The organism is Aquidulcibacter paucihalophilus (assembly GCF_002105465.1).
Lineage (GTDB): Bacteria > Pseudomonadota > Alphaproteobacteria > Caulobacterales > Aquidulcibacteraceae > Aquidulcibacter > Aquidulcibacter paucihalophilus.
In genome coordinates this window covers 1-20,294 of the sequence record NZ_NCSQ01000071.1, presented here as the reverse complement: position 1 = coordinate 20,294, position 20,294 = coordinate 1, and the positions used below count along the sequence as shown (strand labels likewise).

Genomic DNA, 20,294 nt, shown 5'->3' with positions numbered 1-20,294 from the left:
CCAATACAAATCTCAATTCCACAACTGACTTGATGACACGCTGGTGTTGATTTTGCTTTTCCACTTAGTACCGTTGCCGCAACGGGCCCCCCTTGCATCGCACTGCCAAGCCGCGCACAAGGCCTGCCATGATCCTGATTATTCACCCTGAACTCGCCCTCGCCCAGTCGCTTATGGAACAGATCGCGCCGTGTGCCCGGCTGTGGGAAATTGACGATGTGGCCACATTCGCCCAAGGCCCCGGCCAAGCGGTGCGCGCCATTGCCTGTATTGGCGGCAAGCGGACGGACCCCGCACTGTTTGGCCTATTTCCTAAGCTGGAGGCTGTGATCGCCGCAGGGGTTGGCGTGGATGGCGTCGATCTTAAAGCGGCCGAGGCATTTGGTGTTTCGGTCTGCAATTCACCGGGGATCAATACGGATGATGTGGCCGACCTTGCCTTAGGCTTGTTGATTGCCGGTGAGCGCAACATCATCGAGCTTGACGGCTTGGTCCGCCGGGGAGAGTGGGCGGACGCCTTAACCCATGCGCCACGCTATCGTTTGCGCGGGCGGACTTTGGGCATTCTTGGTATGGGGGCCATCGGCAAAGCGATTGGTGTACGTGCCGAAGCCTTTGGGCTGAATGTGATCTGGTCTGGACCCAACCCTAAGCCTGACATCATTTGGCCGCGGGTCGAGACAGTTTTGGAATTGGCCCGCCAGTCCGATATTCTGATGCTGGCCTGCCCGCTGACTGAGGCCACCCGCGGTATTGTGTCGGGCGAGGTTTTGGCCGCTTTGGGATCAGAAGGGGTGCTGATCAATGTGGCGCGCGGCGGTGTGGTCGATGAAGCGGCCCTTCTGAAGGCCCTGCGCGAGCGGAAGATTTTGGGCGCGGGCCTGGATGTGTTCGAAAATGAACCGACCGACCCAAAGCTCTGGGCCGATCTGCCCAATGTGGTGCTGACACCCCATGTCGCCGGACGCACCCGCGAAAGCGTGCAAGAAGCAGTACGTGCCGCGCTAGGCAATCTTATGCGACTTTATCAAGGTCAACAGCTTGAAAATCGGGTGATTTAGTCCGCTTTCGGCTCTGTCAGGGCGACCAGCATGTCGGCAAGATGGGCTGGATAGATCGTCTCTTGGGTTGTGCGAACGTCATGAAGGCTCCACCAACGCGCTATATCGATGGTGTCAGCTTCCATCTGGTTGAGACCGGCAGGATTGAGCGCGACATCACTCCGCCAGAGGGCAAAGAACACACCTTGCTGGCGATAGGCGATACCATTGAAGCGATAGGACACATCTTCATGTCCAACCACCTCGCCCAGGTCAGCCGGTGAGACTTTGAGACCGACTTCTTCCCACAATTCGCGCGCGGCAGCTTCTTGTGCAGTTTCGCCCGGATCGATTTTACCACCGGGGGTAAACCAGAAGGCAGGCCGATCTGCTTCGGCGGGATCCCGCCCGCGCAGTAGAAACACCTCTCCGGCATGATTGAGAATGAGGACGCGGCCAACCTGCCGGATTGGGCTGTTGGCCGCGGTCATCTTGCTTTAGCTTTCAATCGGACCCATGGCGGTCTGTAGGTAATTCTGCAGGCCCAGCTTGTCGATCAGCTGCAATTGGGTTTCGAGAAAGTCGATGTGCTCTTCGGTGTCTTCGAGTATTTTAGCCACAATATCGCGTGAGACATAGTCGCGCATCTTCTCAAAATGCTCGATCGCGTCTTTCATTTGACCTTGGCCGCGATATTCCACCGCAAGGTCTGCCGCCAAGCATTCAGGGACATTTTCGCCCAATTTCAATTTATGCATATCCTGCATATTGGGCAGGCCGTCGAGCATGAGGATGCGCTCAATCAGATAATCGGCGTGCTTCATCTCGCCGATGGATTCCTTGTAGGTGATGTCCCCCAGCTTGGTCAGCCCCCAATTCTTATACATGCGGGCATGCAGAAAATACTGGTTGATGGCGGTCAACTCATTGGTCAGGATGGTATTTAGGCGCGCGATGACGCCCTCTGCGGCTTGCATGGGAGGCTCCTCATTTGTAGGCCACTATAGGCTTCCTGTCGGATTCGACAAGGCAGACTTTATTCCGCGGCCACTTTAAATTGTTGGGTCTGACGCTCGATCATCTCTTGCATCTCGGGGACACACCGACCGCATTGGGCACGGCATTGATGGGCGTGAAAAATATCGCAAGGACGCCCAGCACCGGCCGCAATTGCTTCTTGAACCGCTTTTTCGCGAATTCCGTTGCAATTGCAAACATACATCAGGCTTTACCCATTCTTGCTTCTGAGAGTCATTCTTAGATAGACCATCATGGTCCTAGTTGCAAGTGCCTCGCAATAAAAATTATTGGGGTGTGCATGAATGCTTTTGTCTAAGCGGCCTTTGGTGCAGGCTTTGCCGTCACAAGGGCCATTTTCCAGCTTGCGCAAAAAGAATTACTGCACGGCTCTAAGGTCAGCAAATCCGAACTTAGAGCCGTTCCAAAGCAAGGGCTCGGCAGCCACACCGGCCAAAGCCACGTACTTGCCCGCCTACCGCTCCACACACAGCGCGACACCCATGCCGCCACCGATGCACAGGGTTGCCAAGCCGCGTTTGACGTCGCGGGCGGCCATTTCATGCAGGAGAGTTACCAGAACCCGGGCACCCGAAGCTCCAATTGGATGACCCAAAGCAATCGCGCCACCATTGACGTTCACCTTGCTTGTATCCCAACCCATATCGCGATTAACCGCGATAGCTTGGGCGGCGAAAGCCTCGTTCGCCTCAATCAGATCTAGATCGGCGGGTTTCCAGCCAGCTTTTTCCAGCGCCCGCTTGGAGGCAGGAATTGGCCCTGTCCCCATGATGGAAGGATCGACGCCCGCGGTCGCGAAGGACGCGATCCGAGCAAGCGGCGTCAGACCGCGTTTGGCTGCTTCTGCCGCGCTCATAACCACCAAGGCCGCAGCGCCATCATTAATGCCTGAGGCGTTGCCCGCAGTGACGGTGCCGTCCTTTTTAAAGGCGGGGCGCAAGGCTTGTGCGGCCTCCATCGTCGCACCTTTGCGGATATATTCGTCCTTATCGACTGTTACATCGCCCTTGCGACCCTTAACGGTGACCGCTGCGATTTCGGGGTCAAAACGGCCGGCGGCTTGGGCGGCTTCGGCCTTATTCTGGCTGGCGGTCGCAAACTGGTCTTGCTCTTCGCGGGTGATCTGCCACTTCTCGGCAACATTTTCAGCCGTGATCCCCATGTGATAAGAGAAGAAGGCATCGGTCAAGCCGTCGCGGATCATGGTGTCGACCAGCCCCAAGTCGCCCATTTTCGTGCCTGCCCGCATATAGGCGGCATGGGCCGACAAGCTCATGCTTTCTTGGCCGCCCGCCACGACGATATCAGCGCTGCCAGTCATAATTTGTTGTGCGGCCAAAGCGACAGTGCGCAGACCTGAGCCGCACACTTGGTTGACCAGCCAAGCCGGTGCTGCGTCAGAGATACCGGCAGCGCGGCTGGCTTGGCGTGCTGGGTTTTGGCCTTTGCCAGCGGTCAAAACCTGGCCGAAGATGAGCTCAGAGACTTCTTCACCGGCAACGCCTGCGCGTGCCAAAGCGGCTTCAATGGCGGTTTTGCCCAATTCATGTGCCTCAACAGTCGCAAATGCGCCAGAGAATGAGCCGATGGGCGTGCGTGCCGCCGAGACGATCACGATGTCGGAAGAAGAAGTGCTCATATGCGTATGCCTTTCCCAGCAATGTTTGGCCCTGTCTTGCGTAAGAATAGGTTGGCGTCAATCGCAAACCGACCGGCTGGGGGATTTGTTTGAGCTTATGCGGCTACTGGTCGCACAGACGAGGGGGGCTTGAGGGCGAGGTGGGTTGGATGGGGCTTTCACCATCTCGTGTTTGCAACCTGCGTTTCGCACCTGCCCAATTGTCTTGCATCTGCGAAGAACAGCGGCGAAACTAAACAAAAGCGCGCAATTCGTAGCGAAAAGGAGCCCCATTTGGCCGACAGCACACAGGCAATTCCCGTGGTGACGATCAAGAAATATGCCAATCGGCGGCTCTATAACACCGCCACTTCGGCCTATGTCACTTTGGACCATTTAGCCCAGATGGTTCGTGATGGGGTTGATTTTGTTGTGTTTGACGCCAAGTCCGGCGACGATATTACCCGGTCAATCCTGACCCAGATTATTTTGGAGGCTGAAAGCTCGGGCAATAATTTGTTGCCCGTCGGATTTTTGCGCGACATCATCCGCTCTTATGGCGATAGCGTTCAAGGCTTTCTGCCCTCCTATCTCGATCTTGCCATGAAAAGCTTTACAGACAGCCGCGAGCATTTCTCAAAATCGCTGAATGGGGGCTTTGATCTGTCTGGCCCTGTGGAATTATTCCAACAAGCCGTTCGCGCCAATATGTCGATGATGGCGGAAGCAGCGAAGGCCTTTACAGGGGTTGTGGTGCCAACAGCCCTGCGACCCAATGGCAAGGCAGCGGCAAAACCAGATGCTTCTGAAGAACTTGTGGCCATGCGGGCCCAGATGGCCGCCATGCAGGCCCGGCTTGACAAGCTGGACGGCACCCACGGTTAAAGCAGGCGAACTGTTTGCTGCTGTTGGTGAACGCGTGAAGGCTTACGCGCCCCCTTTCCCCTGCTTCAAACCCGTGGCAGAACCTCTGCCAGCACATCAGATGCCGGGTTAAACAAGATTTTCAGGGGGAAGCCTAATGACTACTATTTTTGACCTCAGCGGGAAGACAGCCATTGTCACGGGTTCATCGCGCGGGATTGGCAAAGCCATTGTCGAGCAAATGGCCGATCACGGGGCCAATGTTGTCGTCTCCTCGCGCAAGGCTGGCCCCTGTGAGGATGTTGCCAATGCGATTAATACAAAGCATGGCGATAGCCGCGCCTTGGCAGTCCCCGCAAATATCTCGTCGAAAGAAGACCTGCAGCGCTTAGTAGACCAAACCAATGCGCGCTTTGGCCAGATCGACATTGTGGTCTGCAATGCCGCCTCTAACCCTTATTATGGCCCGATGGCCGGGATTGCGGATGATGTGTTTGCCAAGATTTTGCAAAACAACATCATCTCTAACCATTGGCTGATCTCGATGGTCGCACCGCAAATGGTCGCTCGCAAGTCGGGCAATATCACCATCATTTCCTCTATCGGTGGCTTGAAGGCGACCAATATAATTGGCGCATACAACATTTCGAAAGCGGCCGACATGCAATTGGCGCGTAACTTGGCGCTGGAATATGGCCCAGATGGCGTGACGGTGAATTGCATTGCGCCTGGCCTGATCAAAACCGACTTTGCCCGCGCCCTGTGGGAAGATCCTGCGACCTTGAAACAGGCCACGACCCATTCCTGCTTAAAGCGCATTGGCGAACCTGATGAAATTGCGGGCATGGCCGTCTTCTTGGCCTCACGCGCGGGTGGCTTCACAACGGGGCAGACCTTCGTCATCGATGGCGGCGCAACCGCGGTTTAAGGAGCGCATATGAAACGATGGATAGCTGGAACCGCTTTGGTTGCCCTGGTTGCTGCGGGTGCTGTGGCCACCCAATTTGCGCAAGCCCAATCGGGGCAGTCGGGTTCAAAGACCGCCAAGGCGGGCCAGTTAGTCCCTTATCCGGCCATCGATGATGCCCGCTTACGCACCCATATCAAGACCCTTGCCGACGACTTCTTTGAAGGCCGCAGCCCCGGCACGCGCGGCGATGATATGGCCACCACCTATGTCGCCGGTGCGATGGCTGCCCTTGGTTTAGAACCGGCAGGCGACAATGGTACTTGGTTCCAGAATTTTGAGCTCAATCGCTTTACCACCGCGCCGCGGGGCACGTTCGCGGTTGAGGATGAGATTTGGTATCAGGGCAAGGACCTTATGATGATCAGCCGCAAGGCGGATGGTAGTTCGTTTAATCTGGTCGACGCGCCCTTGGTGTTTGCGGGCTATGGCGTGAACGCGCCCGAGAAGAATTGGGATGATTTCGCGGGCGTCAATTGGGAAGGCAAAATCGCCCTTGTTTTGATTAATGACCCCGATTTTGAGGCGATGCCCGGTGATGCGGTCGCAGGCATGTTCGGCGGGAAGGCTATGCAATGGTACGGCCGCTGGCCCTATAAGTTTGAAGCGGCTGCAAAGGCGGGTGTGGCTGGGGTTTTGATCATTCATGAGGATGCGCCTGCCGCTTATGGTTGGGGTGTGGTGCGCAATTCGAACGGAACCCGCTTTGATTTTGTGCGGCCTGATGGTGGGGCTTCTTTGGCTGCCATTGAAGGCTGGATGCAGCGCGATGTTGCGGTGGAACTTTTTCGGAAGTCTGGCCTTGATTTTGAAGCCTTGAAAAAGGCGGCGCGCACCCCAGGCTTTAAGCCCGTGCCGCTGAACCAAACCGCCACGATCGATATTGGTGTGACCCGGGAATCGGTTGCGACGCGCAATGTGGTGGGCGTCCTGAAAGGGGCGAGCCGCCCAGACGAGACGGTTCTGATCGGTGCCCATCACGACCATTTGGGCATTCGCGAGCCGATCAATGGCGACAAAATCTATAATGGTGCCATGGATAATGCCTCTGGCATCGCGGGCATGCTGGAGATTGCGCGTACCATCGCCCAAGGGCCACGTCCGGCGCGCTCGATCGTCTTCGCCTCCTGGGCGGCAGAAGAGCAGGGGCTTTTGGGCTCGGACTATTATGTCAATAATCCCCGTTTCCCGCTGGAGAAGACCGCAGCCGCTTTCACCCTCGATATGTTGGCCCACCGGGGTGCGACAACAGAGATGGAGTTTCCAGGCGCGGGTAAGACCAGTTTGGATGCCAGTATGAAGGCGATTTTGGCAGCCCAAGGCCGGACCTTTACGCCAGACCGCAATCCGCAATTCGGCCTCTTCTATCGGTCCGACCATTTCCCATTTGCGCGCGCAGGCGTGCCTGCCATGTTCCCATCAACCGGCACGACTTTGGTCAAAGGTGGGGTAGAAGCGGGACAGGCGGCGACGAGAGAATGGTTTGATCAGCGCTATCATAAGCCACAGGATGAATATGATCCTGCCTTTGATTTTGCAGGCGCCTTGATGGATCTGACCGCCACCCGCAGCCTGATGCTGGAAGTCGCCAGCGCCAAGACTTGGCCGCAATGGACCAAGGGCGATGAGTTTGAGGCTATCCGCAAAGCCTCGGACGCGGCACGGAAGTAGGCTTACTCCTCGCCCATGTCTTTCAGCCAGCGCACGCGCTCAGACGTCTTTTCCACCATGCAGCCCGCGTAAAGCGGGCCACGAATGGTGCCGTCGATATAGGCTTCGTATACTGCGGCACAGTCTGCGTCGCGGCTGACAATCCACGCCCGTTGCGCTTTTTGCAGCTTTAGTTTCAGATTGGGGGGCGAGGCAGCAATCACGGCGCGATAGCGTTCGTTCAGGATAATGTCCCAAGCCTTATGGGTCGTCATGGTACATTCGGTGATGGATAAGGTCGTGTCAGGCTGATCATGGGCGGCTTGGCAGGCATCATAGACCGGCTGGCCACATTCTGTAGCGGGTTTGGCCTTTGCCAAGCACACGCGAAACTCTGCCATGGCTTTCGGGGTGGGCACATTTTCTTGCGCCTGCACAGGGCCGATCCAAGCGACCGCACCGGCGATGATGCTAAGCCCTGCAAGTCCTGTCGCGATCTTTTGGGAATGGGACATGCAGGCCTCCTCAACACGAACCAGCGGGTGCGAATTGCCACCCTAACCCACGTGTCGCCCCTGTCACCCTTGCTCCACACAGGCCAATTGCAGAGCAAGGTTGGCCTTTTGCTTAGAAACCGCTAGAAGCCCGCGACCTAACGGAGTTTCTCACCATGTCTGACGCCCAAACCGGCGCGCCTGCCCTTACCGGCAACGTCCTTTTGTACAAAAATCCAGAGCCTTTGTCTTTGGAAGCCCATAACAAACTGGGCCTGAAAAATATCGAACGCCCGTTTGGCTTTGTTGAAACCACCCATGTGGTTCCCTTGACGGTGCAAGAATTCGGCATGGCTGCAACAACGCTACCCATCATCTTCGCGCCAGACCGCAAGACGCCACTGGCCGTCCTGTCAGCGCGTTCGGGTGAAAACCTCTATGTCGACGCAACCGGCAATTGGGAATTGGATGGCTATATCCCAGCCTTCATCCGCCGCTATCCGTTCGTCTTTGCTGCCGACCAGCAAGGCGACAATTTCGTCGTGTGCATCGACACGCAAGCCGAAATGATTGGTGAGAACCCAGACCTGCCTTTGTTCGAAAATGGCCAGCCAACGGCCTATACCAACAATGCAATGGAATTCTTGCAGGACTTTGAGCGTCAGCGCCGTGCAACCGAAGAATTCATGCAGGTCATTACCTCCATGGACATCTTGGAAGAAAAGAGCGTCACCTTCACGCCAACCAATCCAGATGGCAGCCAGGGTGAACCTGTGAAAGTTGCCGATTATATTGGCGTATCGGAAGAAAAGCTGAATGCTTTACCAGCCGCAAAATTGCTGGAGCTAAAGCAAAAAGGCTGCTTGGGCGCGATCTATGCGCATCTGGTTTCTTTGTTGCATTGGCAAAAGCTGATCCAACGTACCCTGCGCAATGCACCTCCTGAAGTGGTTGCTGGCAACGCCTAAGCACCTCTAAAGCTCAGACAATCCAAAGGCGACCCTTGGCGGGTCGCCTTTTTTGTTGGATTTTTAGGTGGCCGTCAGCGCCGCCACGACGACCCACACACCTATCGCGGCAAAAATGCCAGAAGCGATCATGCGGACGACATTAAGGGGCACAACCTTCGTGGCCGCTTGGCCCAGATAGACGGCTGGCACATTGGCCAGCATCATGCCCAAAGTCGTGCCAATGGTGACCAGCGTGATGTTTTCAAACCGGGCAGCCAGAAGCGACGTGGCGATTTGGGTTTTGTCGCCCATTTCCACGAGGAAGAAGGCGATGACAGTGGTCACAAACACGCCACCATGGGATTTGGCACCCGCATCCTCATCCTCTTTGTCGGGGATGAGTGCCCAAGCAGCCATGGCGATAAAAGCCACGCCAACGCCTACTTGGAACCATTTGCCCGTAATCAATTGCGCCACGCCAAAGCCAACGCTGGCCGCCATAGCGTGATTGATCAGCGTTGCGACAAAAATCCCCGCGATAATGGGCAGAGGCTTATTGAATTTGCAGGCCAGAACAATGGCAAGCAATTGGGTTTTGTCCCCGATCTCGGCAATAGCGACAATCAGGGTCGAGAGCCATATGGCTTCCATGGTTCACTGTTCTTTCGTTAGCTGTTCAAGGCTGCAGCAAAGAGAGCATGATAATCCGCCTCACTGGCCTTCTTAGGGTTAGATAAATGGGCAATATCGACCAAAGCATTGGCGACAATGCCGTCGGCATGGTCGTTGGACAGGCCAAGTACCGAGAGATTGGCCGGGATGCCGAGGGCCTGATTGAGGCTCGCCAAGGCGTCTGCCAAGTCTTCATGGGGCTTGAGGCCCATGGCATCGCGAATGCGGGCTTCAGCGTCTGGGCGCACCCCTGCGTTAAAGCGCATCACATGAGGCAAGAAAATGGCGTTCAGCGTGCCGTGGTGCAGGCTGGGGCTTTTGAGGCGTCCTGCTGCATGGGAGAGGGCATGGACGCTGCCCAAGCCCTTCACAAAGGCCAGAGCGCCTTCTGTCGAGGCCATCATCATGTGCCAGCGTGCTTCCTTGTCTGAACCATCTTTCACGGCGCGTGCCAGCATGCCATCGCGCACAGCCCGCACGATCCCATCGGCGGCAATTGCATCCCCTGGCGGATTAATCGCGGGCGACATGATGCTTTCAATACAATGGGTGACCGCATCCATACCGGTTGCTGCGGTCAGCCCCGGGGGCAAGCCCAGCGTCAGATCGGGGTCACAAATGGCGATAGCAGGGATCAAATGCTTGGAAACGAAAAGTTCTTTAATGCCAGATTCCAAGACGATCACCGCACCAATAGAGACTTCAGAGCCGGTCCCCGATGTGGTGGGAATGGCGATCAGCGGTGGGATTTTTCCGATCAAGCGCGAGCCCCGTTGGGCTGCACCATAGCGCGCTAATGGACCCTCGCCACTGACCAATAGGCCAACACCCTTAGCCAAATCCATGGAGGAACCGCCGCCCAATGCGATGATCGAATCGGCACTAGTCTCCTTATAAAGGGCGGTAGCGGCCAGCGTTGCCGCTTCGGTTGGGTTGCCCGGCGTCTCGTCAAACACCGCAGCGGGTGGGCTGCCAAGGGCGTCGAGTACGGTCTGCAACAAGCCAGCTGCGACAATGCCGCGGTCGGTGACAATGAGGGGACGGCTTGCACCTAAGCTTTGCAGCGCCTTAGCAGTTTGGCTCACAGCACCATGATCAAATCGGGTATCGGTTAAATAGGGAAGGCTGGCCATTGAGTGTTTCCTGAGCAAAACGATGTTTTGTGCGACCTTATTGGCACCGCCCGTGCGCCGCAATGTGGTCACATGTGCTTGAACACATAGACCGCAGGGAAATGCAAAGCTAAGTCGTAGTTTCGAAATTGTTTCTTCAAGGAACCTCACCCGTATGTCCAGCCCGATTTTGTCCGTCCGTGACCTCTCTGTGACGTTCTCAACGCCTGATGGTTCGGTTCGTGCGGTAAAAGGCATTAATCTGGATATTATGCCCGGTGAATGCGTCGCGGTGGTGGGCGAATCTGGATCGGGCAAAAGCCAAACCTTTATGGCGACCATGGGCCTGTTGGCTTCTAATGGCGTCGCCACAGGCTCGATCAAATTCAAAGGTCAAGAATTGCTTGGCCTGAAATCTACCGAACTCAATGCCATTCGCGGCAAGCAAATGGCGATGATTTTCCAAGACCCCCTCACGTCTTTGACCCCCCATATGAAAGTGGGGGAGCAAATGTATGAAGTACTGAAATTGCATATGAATATGCAGGGTGAGGCGGCAACCAAGCGCTGTGTGGAGTGGTTGGAGCGCGTGCGCATTCCAGAAGCAGCGCGCAGGCTTGATCAATATCCCCATGAACTTTCCGGTGGCATGCGTCAGCGGGTGATGATCGCCATCTCTATGCTGTGCGAGCCGGCGCTTTTGATCGCCGACGAACCGACCACCGCGCTTGATGTGACGGTGCAGGCGCAAGTGCTGGAACTGATGGATGAATTGAAGCGCGATACGGGGGCTGCGATTGCGTTGGTCACCCATGATATGGGGGTGGTCGCGCGTTTGGCCGATAAGGTCCAAGTGATGAATAAGGGTCTCTATGTCGAAACCGGCGATGTGCGCCAGATTTTTGCCGCCCCGAAAGATCCCTATACCCAGAAGCTGCTGGCGGCTGTGCCGCGCCTTGATCGGCCAGAGCGTAAGGGCGTGCCCTTAGCGGATCCGCCGAAAGAGACCGACCCCATTTTGGTCGAAGCCAAGAATCTTCAAATCCATTTCCCCGTAAAAGTCTCTGGTGGCTTGTTTCCCAAGACCAAGCCATTGCGCGCGGTCGACGGGGTTGATCTGACCATTCGGGCTGGCGAAACTGTCGGAGTGGTGGGGGAGTCGGGTTGTGGTAAGTCCACTTTGGCGCGCGGTGTTTTGCGCTTGGTGCCAACCACGGCAGGCGAAGTGGTTTGGCTTGGCAAAGGCGTGACAGAGACCTCGCGCTATCAGTTGCGCGCGTCCCGCAAGGACCTCACCATTGTGTTCCAAGACCCGCTGGCAAGCCTTGATCCGCGTATGACGATTGGAGCGTCAATCGCCGAACCACTCGAAGTTCATAAGCCCGGTATTGGCAAGCAGGGACGCGATGCCATGGTCAAGGATATGATGAATCGGGTGGGACTCGATCCTGACTGGATCAACCGCTATCCGCATGAGTTTTCAGGCGGTCAGAACCAACGCGTCGGCATTGCACGTGCGATGATTTTGCGACCCAAATTTGTGGTTTGTGACGAGGCAGTTTCGGCCCTAGATGTGTCGATCCGCGCACAAATCATTGATCTGCTTCTAGATTTGCAGCGTGAATTTGGCTTGGCCATGCTGTTCATCAGCCATGATTTGGCCGTGGTGCGCGAAGTCAGTCACCGGATCATGGTGATGTATTTGGGCCGCGTTGTGGAAACGGCAGACCGCAATTCCATCTATCTGAACCCGCGCCACCCCTATACCCAAGCTTTGATCTCGGCCGCGCCCATTCCCGATCCAGAGCTGGAAAAGGCCCGTCCGCGCATCCGCTTGGAAGGCGACCTACCCTCGCCCATGGACCCGCGTGCCCAATTGCGCTTCATGAAGTCGAAATTGGTCGACGGGGATGGCCCCCAATACCGCCCGCAATTGCTAGAAGTAGCCCCCGGTCATTGGGTGGCAGAGCACGATCCCGTCGCCGCTGTTTAGGGCGAGGTCGCGGCCTGACTTAAGGCAGTGGGGCCATGAGTGCCCCCTTGCGCCCAGCTGATTTATTCTGTCACATGGCTGAAAAGCCAAACGAATATAAGCACAGCTGGAGGAACACCCATGGCGATCAATTATGAGCATGTGATGTCGCTGACATCCAAGGATCAAGAATTTTCCTATGGCGATACACAGACCATGCTCTATGCTTTGGGCATTGGCATGGGTGCCGACCCGATGGATAAGGGGGAGCTGCCATTTGTCTATGAAAATGGCTTGAAGACTATCCCGACCATGGCGACCGTTATTGCCTGGGGCGCTGGGCGGGTTGGCGATACCGGCATTAATTATGCGATGGTGGTCCATGGCGAACAGCGCCTGACCATGCACAAGCCCTTGCCTGTCGCGGCCACGATTTTGGCCGACAGCCGCTTTGTTGAATGCTTGGACAAAGGTGCCGGTAAGGGTGCGGTTCTGATTAGCGAGACTGTGATCCGCGACAAAAAGGACAATAGCCCGCTGTGCACCTTGACCTCCTCCATCTTTGCCCGTGCCGATGGCGGCTTTGGCGGGCCCAGCGAAGGTGGGCCAGAGACCCACCCCATTCCAGACCGCGCGCCAGATCGGGAAGTCGATATTCCAACCAGCCCAGATCAAGCTTTGATCTACCGCTTGTCCGGCGACCGCAACCCGCTGCATGCCGACCCCGATTTTGCCAAAATGGTTGGCTTCCCTCGTCCGATCCTGCATGGATTGTGCACTTATGGTCTCACCTGCCGGGCGGTGTTGTCGGCTTATTGTGACCATGATCCCAGCCGGATTTTGAGCCATGACGTGCGCTTTTCATCGCCGGTTTTCCCTGGCGAGACCGTCAGCGTTCAGTTGTGGCGCGATGGCAATGTGGTGTCGTTTGAAGCTCGCGTGAAATCGCGCGACGTGGTTGTGATTAAGAATGGCAAATGCGTGCTGGCTGCCTAAGGGCGGCACCAAAGAAGAGGTAAGCGAGATGAAGCTAACGCGGCGGGATGCCCTTTTGGGCACAGGGGCAATTGGGGCCACGGCTTTTTTGTGGGGCTGTGCAGATAAGACGGCCGCCAATCCAGACCTTAAGGCGGTGATCGATTCCATCACCACAGCCATGCTGAAAGACTCGCCCGAATATGCAACCAGTCTAACCGCACCAGAAGCCTTGGCTGGTGGGCCATATAAGGGCCGGGTGACCGATATGTCAGCCGCGGCAGAAGTTGCCCGCAATCAATGGGTGGCTGGCTGGATCAAGGACCTAGAGGCCATCAAGCCAGACCGTCTCAATCCGGCGGATAAGCTTACCCATGCCGTGGTCTTGTCATCCACCCGTTATGCCGCTGCTGCCGCGCCCATGGGTTATGGTACGGCTGGTTATGGCTCGCCCAATCCTTATATTCTATCGCAATTGACTGGCAGCTATGTCGGCATACCCGACTTTCTGGATAGTCAACATGTGGTCAAAACCAAGGATGATGCGGATGCTTGGCTTGCCCGGGTTGAGGGCTTTGCCGGCCAGATGGGTCATGAGGTTGAGCGTGTAAAGGCCGATGCGGCCAAAGGCGTCATCCCGCCTAATTTTATCATCGACCGGGCCCTCGGCCAATTGCGTACCTTTGCAAAAATCCCTGCGGCGGAAACCGTCTTGGTATCCGGCTTGGTTCGCAAGGCGAAGGAATCGGGTCTCGATAGCGATTCATTCGGCGCAGCCGCCACCAAATTAGTTGCCGAGAAAGTCCTGCCTGCCTATCAGGCCCAAATTGCTTTGATGGAAGAGCTGCGCGCTAAATCTACCGCCGATGCTGGGGTGTGGAAATTGCCGCAAGGCGATGCCTATTATCAAGCGGCAACGGGCTATTGGACAACGACCAAAATGTCGCCCAATGAAATTCATGAGTTGGGCCGCGATTTAGTGCGCTCCTTCGGGTCGCAAATGGATGAGGGCTTAAAGAAGCTTGGCATGACCCAAGGCAGCGTGGCCGAACGGATGAGTGCTTTGGCCAAGGATCCGAAATATCTCTACCCCAACACCGATGCTGGCAAAGAGCAATTGTTGGCAGATTTGAACAAACAAATGGCGGACCTTAAGAAGCGCCTGCCAGAGGTCTTTGCCACGCTGGCTAAAGCGGATTGCGAGGTCAAGCGCGTCCCAGCTTATACCGAAGCGGGCGCACCCGGTGGCTATTATCAGTCGCCCGCGCCAGACGGGTCGCGCCCCGGTGCCTATTACATCAATCTGCGCGATACCGCGGCTTGGCCAAAATGGTCTTTGCCGACTTTGACCTATCATGAGGCCCAGCCCGGCCACCATTTACAGATTTCCTTGGCCCAAGAGGCCCAAGGTCTACCCTTCCTACGCTCAAAAATGTTGTGGTTTGGTGCCTATGGCGAAGGCTGGGCCCTCTATGCTGAGCAATTGGCTGACGAGATGGGTCTTTATGAAAACGATATTGCTGGCCGCTTAGGCTATGCCCAGTCGGCTGCCTTCCGAGCCGCCCGTCTCGTGGTTGATACCGGTCTACACTCGAAAAGATGGACGAAAGAACAAGCTGTTGACTATATGGTCGAAGCCACGGGCGACACGCGCGATAGCATTGTGACGGAAATCGAGCGTTATTGTGTTTGGCCCGGGCAAGCCTGCAGCTATATGGTCGGCAAAACCAATCTGATCCGCTTGCGTGCGGACGCCAAGACCAAACTGGGCGACAAGTTCGACATTAAGGCTTTCCACGACCAAGTCTTGCTGCCCGGGCCACTTCCCCTTGACGTGCTCGATTCTGTAATCGTGGATTGGCAGGATAGCGTCAAAACCTAAGGCGCCCGGCGCTACTTCCCAGCCACAAAGGCCAAGGCTTTGGCGTGAAGGGCAGGGCAGCCTGCAGCGATGATGTCGCCACCCTTGGGGTGATGACGGCCTTGCCAGTCGGTGACAACACCGCCTGCCGCCTCAATAATGGGGATGAGGGCAGCAATATCGACATCTTTGAGGCCGGGCTCCACCACCAGATCAATGTGGCCATGCGCTAGTAAGGCATAGGCCGTGCAGTCGAGGCCGTAGCGGGTGAGGCGGGTCGCAGCCCGCAGCGCCAAAAAGGCTTCATATTGGGCCCCCTGAAACAGGAAGGGGTCTGTGGTGGCCATCAGCGCTTGATCGAGCGCTATATTCTTGCGCGTCATCAAGGGGAAACGTGCCCGCCCGCGCGACCAAAAACCGCGATCTGGATTAGCGGCCCAGCGTTCGTCTGCAAAGGGCTGGTCCATAATGCCGACGAGGGGCTTGTCCTCAAACCGTGCCCCAATCAGCACGCCCCAAGTCGTGGTTCCGGCAATGAAGGCGCGCGTGCCATCAATGGGGTCTAAGACCCAAGTCCAGCCAGAATTGCCATTATGATCGTCAAACTCTTCCCCAACGATACTATCATGGGGTCGTTCGGCGCGGATTTTGGCACGCATGGCCTCTTCAGCGGCCTTGTCAGCCGCTGTGACAGGGTCAAAGCCCATCTCCGCCTTGTTTTCAATGGCAGCCGCAGCCCGGAAATAGGGAAGGATCGCGGCGCGGGCAACGTCGGCCAGCTCATGGGCAAACGCGAGGACCTCTTGGGTGGTAATCGACGTCATGATTAGTTCGGGCTTAGGCGCAACACTTTGCCTTCGGGATCATCGGTGAGGATGATCAAGCTCCCATCTGGCGCTTGTACCATGGCGCGATACCGCTCTTCCCGCTCGGTCAGCAGGGTCTCTTGGGCTTTCACAGCCCCATTTTCGAGGTCGATACGGCGGATTTGTTGACCCGCCAAAGCGGTTACAAGCAAGTCACCCTTCCATTGCGGGAATAGGTCGCCGGTATAGAACACCATGCTGGATGGTGCGATCGAGGGCACCCAATAGACCAGCGGCTGTTCCATCCCCTCGCGCTTGCTTTCCAAGCTGATCGGCGCGCCGGAATAATCGACGCCATAGGTAATGACGGGCCACCCGTAATTCTTGCCGGGCTGGATGACATTGACCTCATCGCCCCCTTTTGGGCCATGTTCGTGGGCATAAAGTGTGCCGCTAACTGGGTCGCGCGCAATACCTTGGACATTGCGGTGGCCATAGGAATAGATTTCAGCCCGTTTGCCAGCTTGGCCTATGAAAGGATTGCCGGGGGCAGGGGCACCTGTATCGGTGAGGCGCACGATCTTGCCCAAATCGCTCGACAAATCTTGCGCTTTATCGCGATATTCATAGCCATCGCCCAACGTCACAATCAGCGTTTTGTCGGGCAGGAACAACAAACGGCCACCAAAATGGGCTTGGGTCTCACGCTCGGGCACAGCGTCAAACACCGGCTCAACATTGGTCAGCGCCGTGCCGTCAAACGTGCCGCGTACCACGGCTGTATGGTTGGATGATTTCGTTCCCTTGGCAAAGGAGAGATAGACCAAACGATTGGTCGCAAAATCGGGGTGCAGCGCCACATCAAACAGACCGCCTTGCCCATCGTTCAATACTGCCGGAACACCCGTAATCGGGGCCTCAACCAATTTGCCATCTCGAATAAGCCGCAAACGGCCATCGCGCTCTGTTACCAGAATAGACCCATCGGGCAGAACGGCCGCCCCCCAAGGAAAGCTCAGGCCGCTTGCAATCTCGGCGACTTTCAAAGCCTGCGGGGAAGCAACTGCGGGGACTTGCGTCTTGGCTGCAGGCGCACAGGAGGCCGCAAAGACGAGGCTGGAGGCAATCAGGAAACGGACACAGTGATTCTTCATACTGCTTCCATAACCTGACTTAGGCCCTTGGTGAAAGAGCTTTAGCCTTTCTTGGCCTTGGGTGGCCGGATCAGCTTAAGATCGAGGGCTTCCTGCTCTGTCAAATTGACCAAGCTAACAAGGGTGCAGACCGATGATTGAGAAGAAATTTCCCTAAAAATCAGAGTTGTATTGTCATCAATCCCCATCCGCGTATTGACCGGCTCCAGCGAGAGGGCGTCGCGGGGGTCGCCCGCCCCCCGACAGACCATTTCGCCGCGGAACCAGTTATTGCGCGCTGTTTCGAGATAGACGACGCGGTCATTGCCTTCTTCACGTCGTACCACAAAGTTGCGAACCTGACGGGAGGACAAAATCCGCGCACGTGGCCGACCCGCATAGGGGTCGCTGACAGCGGGCTTCACATCGGCTGGCTTGGTTGGGGCAGCTTGTTCAGAAGTTGGCCCAAAGCTTGCGGCCAAAAGCATCGTGAGGGAAATCAGCATCAGACTTACCTTTCCTGTCGCAACCAAGCCGAGTTAATCGACTTGGAGATAGGCAATCCTATCGCTGATCTACTCATCTCGCAAGAGATTCAGAATTGCCCGCGGTGCTTGGTTGGCTAAAGACATGGCTTGCAGCGACAATTGTTGACGCGTTTGAAGGGCTTGTAATTGTGCGCTTTCATAGGCCAAATCGGCATCCACCATCTTCCCAATGCCGGCGGTGACGCTGTCTTTCAGTTTTGAGAAATAAAGGGCTTGATTTTCGATTTTTTTGCTGGCGGCCCCCAGTCGGGAAAGCTCTGAATTGAGATAGTCGAGGCTCGCGCTAACCCGTGAAGCGGCATCGGCACTATTTGCTGCGGTGGTCAGGGCCGTGCCGCTGCCCAAATACATGGCGGCAGCGGGGCTTGCCACCGTGCCGGGGCTTGCTGGCAAGGTTAAGTCTAATACGGGCAGGTCAAGACTGGTGGAGCCATTGGTGCTGGCCAAGAAGGTGACACTGCTGGCGGCAGGCCCAGCCAACAGATTCTGCCCATCAAAGGAGGCATTGGCGATGATGCCGGCGATCTGGTCGCGTAGGGCGATGAAATCCGCATTGTGGATGGCGCGGCTGGTGTCTGAGATGGAGGGATCACTGGCGGCAACCGCCTTTTCCCGCATTTGTTTGAGAACATCTGAAAGCGCAGAGCCGGCCGCGAGGGCTACATCGGCGATGCTGGCCGCACGGTTCAGGCTGGTGGTGACGGCTTCTAGACTGCTGGCCTCAGCCCTTTGTTGCTGGGCTATGCCAAAGGTGGCGGCCCCGTCGCGGGCACCACTGGCTTTTAGGCCCGTGGAGATACGATTTTGAACATGATCAACCCCACGATTCACCGCGTCAAAATTCTGCACGGCACCCAAGGCTGCCAAATTGGTGTGGATGGTCGAAGCCAAATTAACCCCCTTGCTTATCTAAACTGGAGGATATTAGACTTCAAATGATTTGGATAACCAATGGTAAACGCCACCAAAACCGCAGTTTTGGTGGTTAAGCGCGACCTTTATCGCCGCGTCGACATTTTTTGAACGCAAGCTGTTTTAGGCTTTGGCGTCGATCATCACGCCGCGCATCGCAGCGCGTTCTTCATCCGCAGCCAGAGTTGTCAACGTACTTGCTAAATCTTCAATCGGCCAGATCCGCGTAACTTCACCAGTCACCCGATCGACGGATTTATAGATGAAGCCTTGGGAGTCTTTGTTCTTTTCAATCACCAAGGATTTGTTGGTGCCCATGATCTTTTCAACCATGGCAATACGTTGCTGTGCCTCAAGCTCATCTTGGACCGTCTCTGCGGACTCAGAATTAGCTTTCAAGCCTTCCGAGCGCTTGTAATCATTGAATGGCGCGCGGTCGTTGGTTTGTTGATTGCGAATGTTTTTGGATGCTGGTTGCACGACAACCGCCTCCTGCCCCGGACGTATTGGGGCAATTGGTGCGGTTTGTGCCAGCGAGATGTTCTTCGTCTCGATGTTCATCCGATCCTAGGCCGATGTCGCCATCGGTCCCCTCCAGTTCTTGTGTACTAGGCACGCTACTAAAGTGCCTAGGTCATAATGACCCATCCGTACGGTAACACAGGACCATCAAGGGAAGGTTTTTGAAATCGACCGCATTTTAGATAAAATTAAGACTTATTACGTCGATTTGATCGGTTAAAAGATAGGCCCAACATTGCTGCCGGGCCCCGAAAGTTTTCTTGGAAGTTCTCCTAACGGAACAGCGAGAGGGCTGTTTGCGAAGAGCTGTTGGCAATCGACAGAGCTTGAACGCCCAGCNGACCTGCAAGGCTTGCAGCTTGGCGCTTTCTTTGGCGAGGTCGGCGTCGACAATGGCACCAATCCCGTTGTTCAAAGCATCTTGCAACTTACCGATGAAGGTGCGGTGGACCTCCAAGCGCTTTGCACCCGCACCCCAGGTCGCCAATTGGGTCCCCAGGTTGTTGATGGAGGTGTTGACCAAACCCAAAGCGGTTGTCGCGTTGGCGGTGGTATCAACGACCGAGGTAGCCGTAACCGTCACAGTTGCACCACCCAAAGCCAAGCTGGCACCGTTGACGGTGATGTTGTTACCGCCGGCTGCATCACCCAAAGAAACCGCGTTATTTGGGGTAGCGGCAATCATGTTTGCGCCGTCAAACGAAGCGTTGGCGACGATGCTGGTGATTTGGTCGCGCAATTGCGCAAAGTCGGCAGCCAGCGCCGACTGAGCCGAAGCGGAGTTACCAACTTGGGTTGCAGCCAACGCCTTACCCTTCATTTCGTTCAAAAGCTCCATCACGCTCTCACCGGCTGCGATACCGGTGTCGAGGATGGAGGCAGCACGGTCGGCTGATTCCCGCACGCGGTCATAGGCCGTGACGTCTGAACGCATTTTGTTCGCAATGGCGAACAAGGCACCATTGTCTTTGGCCGAGGCAACTTTCAAACCAGTGGCAATCGCGTTTTGCGTCTTGTCCATCTGGTCGTTGGTGCGGTTCAAGGTCTGCAAGGCGACCATTGCACCTTGATTGGTATTTACGCTGATCATTCTTGATCTCCTTACTGGTACATGTCACACGTGACCTGAGCCCCGATTGGTCCGTCATTTGAAAGGAGAG

Annotated in this window: 21 protein-coding genes; 8 read left to right on the top strand and 13 right to left on the bottom strand. The window is 56.1% G+C overall.

Translation table 11 applies throughout. The annotated features are described in order from the left end of the window. Positions 1-128: 128 nt before the first annotated feature. A complete protein-coding gene (locus B7364_RS06050) occupies positions 129-1,061 on the top strand; it encodes a 2-hydroxyacid dehydrogenase (RefSeq protein WP_085339040.1) in 933 nt (310 codons plus the stop codon). Here the strand turns inward: B7364_RS06050 and B7364_RS06045 are convergent. The 4 genes from B7364_RS06045 to B7364_RS06030 all read right to left on the bottom strand — a co-directional run bounded on the left by B7364_RS06045 (position 1,058) and on the right by B7364_RS06030 (position 3,717). Continuing rightward, complete coding sequence (locus B7364_RS06045) at positions 1,058-1,531, bottom strand: NUDIX hydrolase (RefSeq protein WP_085339039.1); 474 nt, start codon at positions 1,529-1,531, stop codon at positions 1,058-1,060. The genes B7364_RS06050 and B7364_RS06045 overlap by 4 nt on opposite strands. 6 nt (positions 1,532-1,537) lie before the next feature. Next, positions 1,538-2,017 (bottom strand): bacterioferritin, encoded by a 480-nt coding sequence (gene bfr, locus B7364_RS06040; RefSeq protein ID WP_085339038.1) that lies wholly within the window; start codon positions 2,015-2,017, stop codon positions 1,538-1,540. Positions 2,018-2,076: 59 nt separating this feature from the next. Continuing rightward, positions 2,077-2,262 (bottom strand): (2Fe-2S)-binding protein, encoded by a 186-nt coding sequence (locus B7364_RS06035; protein WP_085339037.1) that lies wholly within the window; start codon positions 2,260-2,262, stop codon positions 2,077-2,079. A gap of 270 nt (positions 2,263-2,532) precedes the next feature. Further along, positions 2,533-3,717: an acetyl-CoA C-acetyltransferase gene (locus tag B7364_RS06030; RefSeq protein ID WP_085339036.1), complete on the bottom strand. Its 1,185-nt coding sequence runs from the start codon at positions 3,715-3,717 to the stop codon at positions 2,533-2,535. A gap of 273 nt (positions 3,718-3,990) precedes the next feature. Between B7364_RS06030 and phaR the strand changes: the two genes are divergently transcribed. The 3 genes from phaR (at position 3,991) to B7364_RS06015 (ending at position 7,198) form a co-directional block, all read left to right on the top strand. Beyond that, a complete protein-coding gene (gene phaR, locus B7364_RS06025) occupies positions 3,991-4,581 on the top strand; it encodes a polyhydroxyalkanoate synthesis repressor PhaR (RefSeq protein WP_232780824.1) in 591 nt (196 codons plus the stop codon). Positions 4,582-4,717: 136 nt separating this feature from the next. Then, positions 4,718-5,488 carry an SDR family NAD(P)-dependent oxidoreductase gene (locus tag B7364_RS06020; protein WP_085339035.1) on the top strand — a complete coding sequence of 257 codons (771 nt, stop codon included), beginning with the start codon at positions 4,718-4,720 and terminating at the stop codon, positions 5,486-5,488. Between the two features lie 9 nt (positions 5,489-5,497). Beyond that, complete coding sequence (locus tag B7364_RS06015) at positions 5,498-7,198, top strand: M28 family peptidase (RefSeq protein WP_085339034.1); 1,701 nt, start codon at positions 5,498-5,500, stop codon at positions 7,196-7,198. 2 nt (positions 7,199-7,200) lie between these two features. Here B7364_RS06015 and B7364_RS06010 read toward each other — a convergent pair whose 3' ends face one another. Continuing rightward, the gene (locus B7364_RS06010; RefSeq protein WP_085339033.1) at positions 7,201-7,692 is read right to left on the bottom strand and encodes a lysozyme inhibitor LprI family protein; all 492 of its coding nucleotides are present in this window, start codon (positions 7,690-7,692) and stop codon (positions 7,201-7,203) included. Positions 7,693-7,847: 155 nt separating this feature from the next. On the opposite strand from B7364_RS06010, the gene B7364_RS06005 reads away from it, so the two are divergent. Further along, positions 7,848-8,639, top strand: coding sequence for a SapC family protein (locus B7364_RS06005; RefSeq protein ID WP_085339032.1), 792 nt, complete (start codon positions 7,848-7,850; stop codon positions 8,637-8,639). A 63-nt stretch (positions 8,640-8,702) separates the two neighbouring features. On the opposite strand, the gene B7364_RS06000 is transcribed toward B7364_RS06005, so the two are convergent. Beyond that, the gene (locus B7364_RS06000) at positions 8,703-9,272 is read right to left on the bottom strand and encodes a TMEM165/GDT1 family protein (protein ID WP_085339031.1); all 570 of its coding nucleotides are present in this window, start codon (positions 9,270-9,272) and stop codon (positions 8,703-8,705) included. A 17-nt stretch (positions 9,273-9,289) separates the two neighbouring features. Continuing rightward, a complete protein-coding gene (locus B7364_RS05995; protein WP_085339030.1) occupies positions 9,290-10,426 on the bottom strand; it encodes an iron-containing alcohol dehydrogenase in 1,137 nt (378 codons plus the stop codon). 154 nt (positions 10,427-10,580) lie between these two features. On the opposite strand from B7364_RS05995, the gene B7364_RS05990 reads away from it, so the two are divergent. The 3 genes from B7364_RS05990 (at position 10,581) to B7364_RS05980 (ending at position 15,234) form a co-directional block, all read left to right on the top strand. After that, positions 10,581-12,398 carry an ABC transporter ATP-binding protein gene (locus B7364_RS05990; RefSeq protein WP_085339029.1) on the top strand — a complete coding sequence of 606 codons (1,818 nt, stop codon included), beginning with the start codon at positions 10,581-10,583 and terminating at the stop codon, positions 12,396-12,398. A 120-nt stretch (positions 12,399-12,518) separates the two neighbouring features. Then, positions 12,519-13,373 (top strand): MaoC family dehydratase, encoded by an 855-nt coding sequence (locus B7364_RS05985; protein ID WP_085339028.1) that lies wholly within the window; start codon positions 12,519-12,521, stop codon positions 13,371-13,373. 28 nt (positions 13,374-13,401) lie between these two features. Continuing rightward, positions 13,402-15,234, top strand: a complete 1,833-nt coding sequence (locus tag B7364_RS05980) for a DUF885 domain-containing protein (protein WP_157893533.1) — start codon at positions 13,402-13,404, stop codon at positions 15,232-15,234. Between the two features lie 11 nt (positions 15,235-15,245). Here B7364_RS05980 and hisN read toward each other — a convergent pair whose 3' ends face one another. From hisN to B7364_RS05950, 6 genes are all read right to left on the bottom strand, one after another. Continuing rightward, a complete protein-coding gene (hisN, locus tag B7364_RS05975) occupies positions 15,246-16,037 on the bottom strand; it encodes a histidinol-phosphatase (protein WP_085339026.1) in 792 nt (263 codons plus the stop codon). Between the two features lie 2 nt (positions 16,038-16,039). Continuing rightward, positions 16,040-17,173 carry a PQQ-dependent sugar dehydrogenase gene (locus tag B7364_RS05970; RefSeq protein ID WP_085339025.1) on the bottom strand — a complete coding sequence of 378 codons (1,134 nt, stop codon included), beginning with the start codon at positions 17,171-17,173 and terminating at the stop codon, positions 16,040-16,042. A gap of 41 nt (positions 17,174-17,214) precedes the next feature. Continuing rightward, a complete protein-coding gene (locus B7364_RS05965) occupies positions 17,215-17,658 on the bottom strand; it encodes a hypothetical protein (protein ID WP_085339024.1) in 444 nt (147 codons plus the stop codon). Positions 17,659-17,727: 69 nt separating this feature from the next. Further along, a complete protein-coding gene (locus B7364_RS05960) occupies positions 17,728-18,591 on the bottom strand; it encodes a flagellin (protein WP_085339023.1) in 864 nt (287 codons plus the stop codon). A 144-nt stretch (positions 18,592-18,735) separates the two neighbouring features. Then, positions 18,736-19,173 carry an adenine nucleotide alpha hydrolase family protein gene (locus B7364_RS05955; protein ID WP_085339022.1) on the bottom strand — a complete coding sequence of 146 codons (438 nt, stop codon included), beginning with the start codon at positions 19,171-19,173 and terminating at the stop codon, positions 18,736-18,738. A gap of 139 nt (positions 19,174-19,312) precedes the next feature. Next, a complete protein-coding gene (locus B7364_RS05950; protein ID WP_456297784.1) occupies positions 19,313-20,155 on the bottom strand; it encodes a flagellin in 843 nt (280 codons plus the stop codon). Between the last annotated feature and the right edge of the window lie 139 nt (positions 20,156-20,294).